The organism is Variovorax sp. 160MFSha2.1, from assembly GCF_048305075.1.
GTDB classification, from domain to species: Bacteria; Pseudomonadota; Gammaproteobacteria; order Burkholderiales; family Burkholderiaceae_C; genus Variovorax; species Variovorax guangxiensis.
Genome location: NZ_CP157624.1, coordinates 5,814,793 through 5,827,120, shown reverse-complemented (window position 1 = coordinate 5,827,120; position 12,328 = coordinate 5,814,793). Strand labels below are relative to the sequence as shown.

At 70.2% G+C, this 12,328-nt stretch carries 8 protein-coding genes; 5 read left to right on the top strand and 3 right to left on the bottom strand.

Annotated elements, in window-relative coordinates; translation table 11 throughout:
• Positions 1–3 precede the first annotated feature (3 nt).
• Positions 4–696 carry a c-type cytochrome gene (locus ABL838_RS26850; RefSeq protein ID WP_126023575.1) on the top strand — a complete coding sequence of 231 codons (693 nt, stop codon included), beginning with the start codon at positions 4–6 and terminating at the stop codon, positions 694–696.
• A gap of 82 nt (positions 697–778) precedes the next feature.
• Here ABL838_RS26850 and pcaG read toward each other — a convergent pair whose 3' ends face one another.
• The gene (pcaG, locus tag ABL838_RS26845) at positions 779–1,381 is read right to left on the bottom strand and encodes a protocatechuate 3,4-dioxygenase subunit alpha (RefSeq protein ID WP_369662391.1); all 603 of its coding nucleotides are present in this window, start codon (positions 1,379–1,381) and stop codon (positions 779–781) included.
• 23 nt (positions 1,382–1,404) lie between these two features.
• Entirely contained in the window at positions 1,405–2,118 is a 714-nt protein-coding gene (gene pcaH, locus ABL838_RS26840) for a protocatechuate 3,4-dioxygenase subunit beta (protein WP_184640953.1), read from the bottom strand.
• 124 nt (positions 2,119–2,242) lie between these two features.
• Between pcaH and ABL838_RS26835 the strand changes: the two genes are divergently transcribed.
• A complete protein-coding gene (locus ABL838_RS26835; RefSeq protein WP_418122734.1) occupies positions 2,243–3,235 on the top strand; it encodes a LysR substrate-binding domain-containing protein in 993 nt (330 codons plus the stop codon).
• Here the strand turns inward: ABL838_RS26835 and ABL838_RS26830 are convergent.
• Positions 3,232–3,666, bottom strand: coding sequence for a DUF1841 family protein (locus ABL838_RS26830; RefSeq protein WP_019656213.1), 435 nt, complete (start codon positions 3,664–3,666; stop codon positions 3,232–3,234). The two genes, ABL838_RS26835 and ABL838_RS26830, sit on opposite strands and share 4 nt — an antisense overlap.
• 302 nt (positions 3,667–3,968) lie before the next feature.
• On the opposite strand from ABL838_RS26830, the gene ABL838_RS26825 reads away from it, so the two are divergent.
• From ABL838_RS26825 to ABL838_RS26815, 3 genes are all read left to right on the top strand, one after another.
• A complete protein-coding gene (locus ABL838_RS26825; protein ID WP_418122732.1) occupies positions 3,969–8,222 on the top strand; it encodes a hypothetical protein in 4,254 nt (1,417 codons plus the stop codon).
• 104 nt (positions 8,223–8,326) lie between these two features.
• Positions 8,327–8,830, top strand: a complete 504-nt coding sequence (gene pal / locus ABL838_RS26820; RefSeq protein WP_126023572.1) for a peptidoglycan-associated lipoprotein Pal — start codon at positions 8,327–8,329, stop codon at positions 8,828–8,830.
• Between the two features lie 112 nt (positions 8,831–8,942).
• Positions 8,943–12,029: a glutamate ligase domain-containing protein gene (locus ABL838_RS26815; protein ID WP_418122731.1), complete on the top strand. Its 3,087-nt coding sequence runs from the start codon at positions 8,943–8,945 to the stop codon at positions 12,027–12,029.
• Positions 12,030–12,328: the final 299 nt, after the last annotated feature.

The window sequence follows — 12,328 nt, the reverse complement described above, 5'->3', positions numbered from 1 at the left end:
AAAATGAACAAGTTGTTGACCACGATGTTTGCCCTTGCTGTCGCTTCCGTGACGGTCTCGGCTGAAGCCCAACAAGTCACTGGCAAGGCCCAGGACGGAGCAAAGAAGGTACAGATGTGCGTGGGCTGCCACGGCATCATCGGCTACCAGGCCAGCTTCCCGGAGATTCACAAGGTGCCGATGATCGCTGGCCAGAGCGCCACGTACATCACGGCAGCGCTCACCGCGTACAAGGGCGGCGACCGCAAGCATCCCACCATGCGCGCCATCGCGGACACGCTCACCGACCAGGACATCGCCGACGTCGCCGCCTACTACAGCCAGCTCGGCCTGAAGGACGGCAGCGCACCTCCCGCCACGCTGGCCAAGCCCACGCCGGCCAACGTGGAGGCCCTCATCACCCGCAACGCCGACAACAGCTGCACCAAGTGCCACGGCGCCAACTTCAACACGCCCAACGACGGCACCGTGCCCAAGCTGGCCGGCCAGCATGCCGACTACCTCTTCGTCGCGCTCAAGTCGTACCGCGTGAAGAACAACTCGCACCTGGGCCGTTCGAACGCTGTGATGGGCCAGCAGGTCGAGGAGAAGAAGTTCACCAACGCCGAACTGAAGACGCTGGCCAGCTACATCAGCTCGCTGCCGGGCGAGCTGAAGACGGTGCCCGAGTCGCGCATCCACCACGGCGCCGAATAAGCAGGCCGAGCGCTTCCAGAAACAAAAAGCCCGCGTCAGCGGGCTTTTTTGTGTCCGGGATTTCCCTGAGAGATCAGGTGGATCAGACGTCGAAGAACGCCGTCTCGTCGGCACCCTGCATGCGGATGTCGAAGCGGTAGGTGACGGCGCCGCCTTGCTCCACGCGCTCGGCGATCAGCGTGTGGCGGCGCTCGGCCGGCACGCTCTGCAGCACCGCGTCCTTCGCGTTGGCTTCGGCTTCGTCGCTGAAGTAGATGCGCGTGAAGGCATGCAGCAGCAGGCCGCGCATCAGCACGATCGCGTTGATGTGCGGTGCCTCGCCGGGCGACTCGGCGCCGGGCTTGACGGTGTGGAACACGAAGCGGTTGCCCTCGTGCGTGCCGGTGCCCACGCGGCCGAAGGCGCGAAAGCCCATGGCGCGCGCCTCTTCGGGCGTCTGCGGATAGCGGCCTTCGCCGTCGGGCTGGCTGATCTCGACCATCGCGTCGTTGATCGGGTTGCCGTCGCCGTCGAGCACGCGGCCTTCGAGGCGGATGCGCTGGCCCTTGGCGCTGTCGAGCGCGAGGACGGCGTCGAAGGGCTGGTCGAAGTCGTAGCCGTATTGCGTGGCGGTGAGGCCGTAGGCGAAGTAGGGGCCCACGGTCTGCGAGGGGGTCTGGCCGAAGTCGGCTTCCAGTGCGGTCATCAGCATGGTGTGTGTCTCCTGGCTCAGCGGTTCTCGAAAGGCGTCTCGTCGGCGCCGCGCAGCACGATGTCGAACTGGTAGCCCAGTGCGTAGCCGTCCTCGGTGATGTCGAGGCTGAAGTCGGCGATCAGGCGGTTGCGGTAGCGCTCGGGGGTGCCGGTGATCATCGGGTCGTACTGGTGCAGCGGGTCGCCGGGGAAGTACATCTGCGTGACCAGGCGGCTCGCGAAGCTCTGGCCGAACAGCGACAGGTGGATGTGCTGCGGACGCCAGGCGTTGGGGTGGTTGCCCCAGGGGTAGGCGCCGGGCTTGATGGTGAGGAAGCGGTAGCGGCCTTCGCTGTCGGTCAGGCAGCGGCCGGCGCCGAGGAAGTTGGGGTCCAGCGGCGCGTCGTGCTGGTCGACCTTGTGCACGTAGCGGCCGGCGGCGTTGGCCTGCCACAGCTCGACCAGCGTGTTGGCCACCGGGCGGCGGCGCTCGTCGAGCACCTGGCCGGTGAGGATCATGCGTTCGCCCAGCGGCTCGCCGTTCTTGCGCGCATTGCGCGTGAGGTCGTGGTCGAACTCGCCGATGCTGTCGTGGCCGTACACCGGCTGCTGCAGTTCGCCGAGCGAGGCCTTCAGCGGAATCAGCGGCTTCTGCGGGCCGCGCTTCACGGTGGACTTGTAGCCGGGGTAGATGTAGCTGGGGTGGGCATCCCAGTCGCGCGGGGTGAGGATGGGCGAGGGGCCCTGGATCTTGGTCAACGTTGTCTCCTGTCGTGGGACGAATCCGGAAGCCGCCACTGTAGAAGCGGCATCCGATGATGTAAATTGAAGATTGCTACGTTTTCAATAACCGGCAGGAATTGAAGGCCCACACTTGAAAGACCCCCTCACCGATCTTCGCCAGGACTTCGTGCGCAACGTGCAGTTGCGGCACTTGCGCTGCCTCGTCACGGTGGCGCAGGAACGCCACCTCGCGCGCGCCGCCGAGCGGCTGGCGCTGAGCCAGCCGGCGGTGTCGAAGACGTTGTCCGAGCTCGAGGCCATTGCCGGCACGCGGCTGGTCGAGCGCAGCAACGCCGGCCGGCGCGGCGTGCAGGGCCTCACGGCCGCCGGCGAACAGCTGCTCGCGCACGCGCTGCGCGTGCTGGAGGCGCTCGACGCCAGTGCGCAGGCCGTGGCGCCGGCGGCGGGAGAGCGCATCGAGCGGCTGCGCATCGGCGCGCTGCCCAGCGTGGCGCCGGCCCTGCTGCCGCAGGCGCTGGCGCGGCTGCGCGACAGCCGTCCCTCTGTGCAGATCGTGGTGAAGAGCGCTGCCAACGCCGCGCTGCTCGACGAGCTGCGCGCCGGCGAGCTCGACCTGGTGGTGGGCCGCATGAGCGATCCGCGCCTGATGGGCGGTCTGAGCTTCGAGCTGCTGCACACCGAGGCGCTGGTGTTCGCGGTGCGCGCGGGCCATCCGCTGGCGCACAAGGCGGTGTCGGTGCAGGCGGTGCTGGCCTATCCGCTCGTGGTGTACGGCGAAGGCACGATCCCGCGCCACAACACCGAGAGCTTTCTTTCGGCGCGCGGCCTCGTGCTGCCGGCCAACACGCTGCAGACGCTCGACGTGGCGGTGGCGCGCGCGCTGGTGGCGGTGTCCGATGCGGTGTGGATCACGCCGCTGGGCGCCGCGCGCGGCGAACTGGACGATGGGCGCCTCGTGCGGCTGCGCATAGAGACGGCCGGCACGGAAGAGCCGGTCGGACTGCTGCAGCGCAGCGATGCCGAGCCCTCGGCCCTGCGAGCCGCCATGGCCGCGCTGCTGCGCGAGGCAGCGAAGCAGCAGGGGGGCGTGCCTCCCGCGGCAAAGCGCAAGCGTGGCGGCTAGTCCTTCGTCGCCCGGCGCTGCACGCAGGCCACGTAGCCCTCGCCATCCGGCGGCCGACCGGCGCGCTGGCTCTCCCACATCATTTGCCCGAGGCACTCCATCGCCTCGTGATGCGCATGCAGCAGCGAGCCGCGCCGCGCCGCCAGCAGCTCGACCGCCTGGCGGATGCCGCGCGGCTGGTCGATGGAGCACTGCTCGCTGATCGACAGGTGCATCGACAGGTGAAGGAACGGGTTCTCGCGTCCGTTCGAGCCGTCGTACACGCGCGCCACCGCCGCGTCGGCGTCGGCCAGGTCCTCGTGGTACTCGGGGTGCTGGTCGATCCAGCCGGCGGCGATGGTCTCGAGCGCTTCCATCGGCAGGCCCTGGCGGTGCTTGGCGTAGACGTCGCAGAAGAAGCGGCGCACGTCTTCCTGGGAGGGGTTGAACATATCTATATAGAGGTGGCGAAAAGATGAGAGGGAGGGGCCGGCGCGAACTGCTTTTTCGGCGGCTTCGCGGTGCCTCGGATGTGTCGGACGTTCCGGGTACGCGGCGTTACTTCGTAACGTAACGAATCGCCGATTGACCTCCTTACGAGCTGTTTCCACACCCCGCCGGAGGCCCTGCAAAAAGAAAATTTTCCATACGAATCAACGAGTTGCGGTGTTCGAGGCAGCTTCGGCATGGCGCCTCGCAAAAGCGGCACGCTAGTTGCCCCTGAGTAGGCATCTTTTGTCACAGAGGCTGCCCAATGACCGCTCAACAAGCATCGACCAACTCGACCGAGGGACTTGCCGCCGCTGGCGCTGCCCCTGTGGTTCTCGCCCAGGCCACCGTCACTCCGCTGGGTACTCCCGGCGTGGTGAGCCCGGCCGCTCCTGCCGCAGCTGCCGCCCCGGCCAGCATCGGCACATTATCGAACGCCACGCCCGGCGTCACCGTCATGCGCGATGGTGTCAGCATTCCCGTCGATGGCAATCAGACACTGATGGCCGGCGACCGCGTGCTCGTCCCGCAGGACGGCCACGCCAATGTCCTCTTCCCCGGATCGGCCACCAACAAGGCCCCGCTCGCAGGTGTGTTCACCGGCGGCACCGACGCCACCATCGGCTCGACCAAGCTGCCCGGCGGCCTCGAACAGGTGAACGTGGATGTCGCCTCGGGCGACCTGCAGGTGACCCCGCCCGACAGCGACGCCGACGCCGCTGCACTGGCCGTCACCAAGAAGCTCGCTGCCGGCAGTGGCATCGGGCTGGGCGAATTCGCACTCGGCGCCCTGGGCGCCGCGGCGCTGGGCGCTGCCCTGAGCGGCGGTGGCGGCGGCAGCGACAGCGTCGTTCCGCTGCTCGTCGGCTCGGGCAACCCGAACAACCCCGGTGAATCCGACGCGGACGCCGACTCGGATGCGGACGCCGATGCCGATGCGGATGCGGACGGTGACGCCGATGCGGACGCCGATGCCGATGCCGATGCCGACGCTGACGCTGACGCTGACGCCGACGCTGACGCTGACGCCGACGCCGACGCTGACGCTGACGCCGACGCCGACGCTGACGCCGACGCCGACGCTGACGCTGACGCCGACGCCGACGCTGACGCTGACGCCGACGCCGACGCTGACGCTGACGCTGACGCCGATGCCGATGCCGATGCCGATGCCGATGCCGATGCCGATGCCGATGCCGATGCCGATGCCGATGCCGACGCTGACGCTGACGCTGACGCTGATGCGGACGCCGATGCGGATGCGGATGCCGACGCTGATGCGGACGCCGATGCTGATGCTGATGCGGACGCCGATGCGGATGCCGATGCCGATGCCGACGCAGACGCCCTCCTCAACCCCGGCGACAGCCTCGTCAACCACGTCACCGACAGCCTTGGCGGCGCACTCGGCCTGGGCGACTCGCTCACCCCGGTCACCAACGCGGTCGATGGCGTGACCGACACGCTCGACGACGTGCTGGCTCCGCTGCTGGGCAGCGAGTTCACGCCGAACGACCCCAACCAGTTCGACCCGATCGACAACACCGTGAGCGGCGTCACCGACCTGCTGGGCGACTCGCTGAGCCCGACGCTCGACAACCTGCTGGGCCAGGGCGCGACCGGCGCCATCCTCGGCACGGTGGCGGGCCAGGTCGACTACCTGACCGACGCGCTGGACAACGGCCTGACCAACCTCATCGGCGACCACGGCATCATCAGCGGCCTGACCGACGCGCTCGGCCTCGGCGGCCTCACCGACCAGCTCGTGGGCAACGACGGCCTGCTGGGCGGCACGCTCGACAACGTGCTGGGCGAAGGCAGCCTGGTGAACGGCCTGCTGGCCGAAGACGGCCTGGTCGGCGGCCTGCTCGGCGAAGACGGCGTCGTCGGCGGCCTGCTCGGTGAAGACAGCGCCCTGGGCGGCGTGCTCGGCAACGTGCTGGGTAGCGACGGCGTCGTGGGCGGCCTGCTCGGCGACGGCGCCGTGGGCAGCCTGACCGGCGGCCTTCTGGGCGACGACGGCCTGCTGGGCGGCCTGCTCGGCGACGGCAGCGCGGTGGGCGGCCTGCTCGGCAACGACGGCCTCGTCGGCGGCCTGGTGGGCGGCGAAGGCACCCTGGCCAACGTGCTGGGCAGCGGTGGCCTCACCGGCGAACTGCTGGGCCACGGCGGCCTGGTCGACAGCCTGCTGGGCCAGGACGGCGCCATCTCCGGCATCCTCGCCGACAGCCCGCTGGGCGGCCTGCTCGGTGGCGAAGGCGGCCTGCTTGGTGGCGCGCTCGATGGCGTGCTTGGCGACGACGGCCTGGTCGGCGGCCTGCTGGGTGACGACGGCCTCGTGGGTGGCCTGCTCGGCAACGACGGTCTCCTTGGCGGCGTGGTGGGCAGCGACGGCCTGCTGGGCGGCGTGCTCGGCAATGACGGCCTGCTCGGCGGCGTGCTGGGTGATGACGGCCTCGCCGGTGGCCTGCTCGGCAACGACGGCCTCCTGGGCGGCGTGCTGGGCGATGACGGCCTGGTCGGCGGCCTGCTGGGCGGCGACGGCCTCGTGGGTGGCCTGCTCGGCGACGACGGTCTTGTCGGCGGCCTGCTCGGTGACGACGGCCTGCTGGGCGGCGTGCTCGGCGACGGCGGCATCGCCGGCGGCCTGTTCGGGCCTGGCGGCCTGGTCGGCGGCGTGCTGGGCGAAGAGGGCCCGGTCGGTGGCCTGCTCGGTGAAGACGGCATCGTCGGCGGCCTGCTCGGCGGTCTGCTGGACGGCGTCGGCGGTGGCGGCACCCCCGGTACCGGCGCGGCGCTGCTCGACCCGGCCGACGGCGTGCTCGGCAACCTGGTCGACGGCCTGGGCCAAGGCGCGCTGGGCGGGCTCGGCCTGACCAATGTGCTCGGACCGGTGGTCGGCGTCGCCGACGGCCTGACCGACACGGTCGACGGCCTGCTGGGCCCGGTGCTCGGCACCAGCTTCTCGGAAAACGATCCCAACGTGCTCGACCCGGTCGACGGCCTCGTCGGCCAGGTGGCGAGCGGTGCCTCCGGCCTGCTGAGCCCGCTGACCGACCAGCTGCTCGGCACGAACACGACGGCCGCGCTGCTGAACGGCGTCACGGCGCAAGTCGACTACCTGACCGACGGCGTGGCCAACGTCCTGTCCGGCGACGGCCTGCTGGGCGGCGTGCTCGGTGGCGACGGTGGCCTGCTCGGCGGCGTGCTGGGTGACGACGGCCTGCTGGGCGGCGTGCTCGGTGGCGACGGCGGCCTGCTCGGTGGTGTGCTGGGTGACGACGGCCTGCTGGGCGGCGTGCTCGGTGGCGATGGTGGCCTGCTCGGCGGCGTGCTGGGTGACGACGGCCTGCTGGGCGGTGTGCTCGGCGGGGACGGCGGTCTGCTCGGTGGCGTCCTCGGCGACGACGGCTTGGTCGGCGGCCTGCTGGGTGGCCTGACCGGCGGCGATGCTGGCGGTCTGCTGGGTGGTCTGACCGGCGGCGATGCTGGCGGTCTGCTGGATGGCGTGCTCGGCAGCGACGGCCTGGTCGGCGGCCTGCTCGGTTCCGTGACCGGCGGCGACGCTGGCGGCCTGCTGGACGGCGTGCTCGGCAGCGACGGCCTGGTCGGTGGCCTGCTCGGTTCCGTGACCGGCGGCGACGCTGGCGGCCTGCTGGACGGCGTGCTCGGCAGCGACGGCCTGGTCGGTGGCCTGCTCGGCACCGTGACCGGCGGCGACGCTGGCGGCCTGCTGGACGGCGTGCTCGGCAGCGACGGCCTGGTCGGTGGCCTGCTCGGCACCGTGACCGGCGGCGACGCTGGCGGCCTGCTGGACGGCGTGCTCGGCAGCGACGGCCTGGTCGGCGGTTTGCTCGGTTCCGTGACCGGCGGCGACGCTGGCGGCCTGCTGGATGGCGTGCTCGGCAGCGACGGCCTGGTCGGTGGCCTGCTCGGTTCCGTGACCGGTGGCGACGCTGGCGGCCTGCTGGACGGCGTGCTCGGCAGCGACGGCCTCGTCGGCGGCCTGCTCGGCACCGTGACCGGTGGCGACACGGGCGGCCTGCTGGACGGCGTGCTCGGCAGCGACGGCCTTGTCGGCGGCCTGCTCGGCACCGTGACCGGTGGCGACACGGGCGGCCTGCTGGACGGCGTGCTCGGCAGCGACGGCCTCGTCGGCAGCCTCCTGGGCCAGGACGGCCTGGTGGGCAGCCTGCTCGGCGGCCTGACCGGTGGCGACAGCCCGGTGGCGAACATCCTGCAGCCGGTGAGCGAAGTCGCTGGCGGCGTGACCGATGCCGTCTCGCCGATCGTCTCGAATGCGACCAGCGCGGCGCACGACGTGACGGCGCCGGTGACCGACATCCTGGCTGGCGCCACGACGGCGGCTGCCCCGGTGACGGATGCCGTCAGCAACGTGACGAGCGGCGTCGAACATGCCGTCACCCCGCTGGTGACGGAAGTCGTGACGCCGATCACCAGCCTGGTGGAGCACACGGTTTCGCCGGTGACGAACATCCTCCACGGCCTGCTGGGCTGATCGGCGGACACCGGAAGCAAGAACACAAGAAGGAAGAGGGGCGAGGGAGCTTGCCGCAGCACCAGGGACAGGCCGCCACCGGCCTGTCCCGCGAAAGGACCGATATGAAGAAGAATTTCCAGACAGTGGCCATCGTCGCGCTCGGCGCAGTCCTAGTGGGCTGCGCGGCCCCCAAGACCGGCCGTGACGATGCGACCTACTACTACTCGAACAAGGCTGCGACCGCGGTGCCGAAGGTGGAGCCGGCACCGCCGCCACCGGTGCAGAACGGACCGGCCGGCGTGCCGAAAATCGTCTATTTCGACTTCGACAAATACAACATCAGGCCTGCCGACCGGAACGTCGTGGAAGCTCACGCCAGCTTCATGCGCAACCGGCCGCAGAGCAGGGTCGTGATCGAAGGCCACACCGACCAGCGCGGCGGCCGCGAATACAACCTGGCTCTGGGCCAGCGCCGCGCCGACGCGGTGCAGCGCGCGCTCACGCAGCTGGGCGTGCCCGCCGAGCGCATCGAGGCCATCAGTTGGGGCCTGGAGAAACCGGCATCGCTCGAGACCACCGAGGAGGGCTATCAGCTCAATCGCCGAGCCGAATTCAGCTATCGCTGAAGCCGGGTCACCGCGATGACCTCGGTGGTGGCAGTCCCCGGACCACGCACACGTCACCAGAGCGAAAGCAGATGACGGGCGTGGCCGGTTTCCCGCATCCGAACGGGGCCGAATGATGTCCTTCCCAGACCAGCTCCACGCCTGCCACGAACGCCTCGCGTCGGTGTGCGCGGCGCTGCCTGCCCCTTACCCGGCGTTCACGCTGTTCTTCTCGGTCAGCGACGGCGCGCAGCGCGCGCACGTGGTGCACGCGCGGGCCGCCGACTTCGAGACCGCGTGGCGCGAAGGCGCCGGCCACGTCGAGCGCTGGGTGCGCGAGCGCGGCATCGTCTCGCCCTGGCTGCGCATCGACTGGGTCGAGGGCGCGAGCCCTATGGACTGGGCCCAGTTCAAGACGCAGCTCACGGCCGTCAAGCGCAACTACTTCCGCCTTGGCCTGGCCTTCGACAAGGATTTCACGCTCGCCTTCACCGAGCAGGAGCTCAATGCCAACGCCATGCTGTGCGGCGACTCGACCATCGCGCACTCGGTGGTGAACGCGCGCAACTTCGAGGTCTACGGGCAGGCGCGCTTCGAGTGCTCGCCGCCGCTGGACATGCCCTCGGACCAGCCCGTCTACCTGCTGGCGACGGTGGGCGTGTTCTGCCAGCCCGACGGCGTGGTGCACAAGCTCGTGGGCACGGGGCTCGACGCGGGCCGCAGGCAGCTGCCGGCGCTCAATCCGCAGTCGGTGATGGATTTGGTGCGCAGCGGCTCGTCGTACCTGGCGCGCCAGGTGCAGAGCGACGGCCTCTTCGTGTACGGCTACTTCCCGTGCTTCGACCGCCGCATTCCCACCTACGACGCGATGCGCCACGCGAGCGCGGTCTACGCCATGCTCGAGTCGTGGGAGCTCACGCGCGACGAGACGCTGCGCGCGGCCATCGACCGGGCGCTGGACCATCTCACCATCTCGCTGATCCGCGAGTACACGCTGCTCGACGGGCGCGCGGTGGCCTTCCTGGTCGACACCGGCGGCGAGATCAAGCTCGGCGGCAACGCGGCCTGCGTGCTCGCGCTGGTGAAGTACTGCGAGCTGATGGACACGCGCCGCTGGCTGCCGCTGCTGGAGAAGCTCGCGCTGGGCATCGCCTCGATGCAGGATGCGGCCACCGGCCGCTTCAACCACGTTCTGCACGCGGCCGACCTCACGGTCAAGCAGGCCTCGCGCATCATCTACTACGACGGCGAGGCCGCCTTCGCGCTCATGCGCCTTTACTCGCTCACGCGCGAGCCGCAGTGGCTGGCGGTGGTGGAGAAGGCCTTCGACCATTTCATCGCCAGCCAGCACTGGCAGGCGCACGATCACTGGCTCAGCTGCTGCGTGTGCGAACTCACGCACTGGAGCCCGCAGGAGAAGTATTTCCGCTTCGGCCTGCAGAACGTGGCGGGGTATCTCGACTTCGTGCTCGACCGGAAGACCACCTTCCCGACGCTGCTCGAACTCATGCTGGCCGCGCAGCAGATGCTCCAGCGGCTCGAAGGCATGCCCGCGATGCGGCACCTTCTGGACGAACTCGATACCGAGAAGTTCTACCGCGCGCTCGACTACCGCGCGCACTACCTGCTCAACGGCTTCTTCTGGCCCGAGATGGCGATGTACTTCCGCCGGCCCTCGGCAGTGGTGGGCTCGTTCTTCATCCGCCATCACTCGTTCCGCGTGCGCATCGACGACGTGGAGCAGTACCTCTCGGGCTTCGCCGCCTACCACCGCTACCTGGTGGAGCGCCGCGCGGCGCCCGGTGCGGCGGGCACGGGCTCCGGTGGCGGGCGCGACGACGGCGCCGTGTGGACCGCCAGCGAGATGGCGCGCGTGACCGGCGGCGAGTGGGTCGTCAAGCCCGAGGACGGCTGGCGCGCCGCGGGCGTGGCGCAGCGCTCCTTCATGCGCAAGGGCCGCGTGGTGTTCGACCACCAGACGCGGCCTTCCAGGACGCCGCTGGCCGCCGTCACGCTCAAGGGCGTGCTGCAGCCGGCTGCCGCGGTGCTGTGCTCCGACCCCAAGCCGCACCTCGACAAGCGCGTGCCCGTGCTCAAGGTGCAGAACGTGCTGCAGGCGGTGCTGGAGCTCGGCGACCATGCGCGCGCCGAGTTCACCGGCCGCGTGTGCGGCGTGCTCGGCAGCGGCGCGGGCAGCAGTACCGTGGCCGCGATGCTGGCCGGCGCGCTCACAGTGTGGGGCGAGGTCGGCCAGCCCGAGGGCAACGTGAGCCTGCCTTCGGGCATCGCGTGGAACATGACCTGCATGCCCAGGCACGCCGCCTACTGGGTGCTGGAGATGGGCACCTCGCACATGCCGGCGTCGGCCCAGTTGGTGCGGCCTTCGCTCGTCGTGGTGACGGGGCTTTCCGCCGCGTCGCAGAAGCACCGCGGCCCGAGCGAGGCCGCCGCGCGCATGGACAGCCGGATCTTCCAGGCCATGGCGCCGGGCGATTCGGTGGTGCTCAACCGCGACATGCCCGAGTTCGCCACCTTCGCCGAAGCGGCGATGGCGCAGCAGCTGCAGATCGTGACCTGCGGCGAGCACCGCGACGCCGACGTGCGCCTGCTGGCCTTCGACCACGGCGAGGTGCAGGCGCTGGTGGCGGGCGAGCCCTTCCAGCTGCGGCTGAACGCGCCGGGCCGGCACATGGGCGCGAGCGCCATCGCAGCGCTCGCCGCGCTGCAGGCCATGCGCCTGCCGCTGGCCGCCGCGGTCGAGCCCTTCGCGCATTTCGAGCCGCCGGGCGGACGCGGCGCGCTGCACACCATCCACATCGGCGGCGGCAGCTTCAAGCTGATCGACGAGACCTACGACGCCAACCCGAGCTCGATGCGCGCGGCGCTGGAGCTGCTGTCGCAGGCACCCTGCGAGCCGGCGCGGCGCGTGGCGATCCTCGGCGACATGCAGGAGCTCGGCCCCGCCGCGCAACGCCACCACCTCGACCTCGAGGCCGAGTTGCTCGCATCGCAGCCCGACCGCGTGCTGCTGTGCGGCCCGCTGATGCGCGCGCTGCATGCGCGCATCCGCACCAAGGTCCGCTCGCACTGGTTCGTCGATGTATCCGATCTGTCGACAGCGCTCGGCGGGCTGCTGCAGCCCGGCGACTGGGTGCTGGCGAAGAGTTCCGCGGGCGTGGGCCTTTCGCGCCTCGCCCGGGTTTTGAAAGCACTGCCATGAGATTGAACGCACTTCTGCACACGGCCTTCGGATACGAGGCTCCGGTCAAGCGACAGCCGGTCGCGCGCCACTGGTGGCTGGGCTGGCTGCAGCTGCTGTGCGCATGGGTGCTTTGCATGCTGCTGTGCGCCAACATCGCGCTGGTGTTCGCGCAGGATTTGTCAGGGCGAACGGGGGAGGCAAGGGCAGGGAGGCCGGCCGGTTGCGCGGTAACGGGAAGCGCCGCGCAACCGGTTCCGGTTCATGGGATCAGGGCCGATGTGGCGAGGGGGCAAAGGCTGCCGTGCTGATGTGTGTTT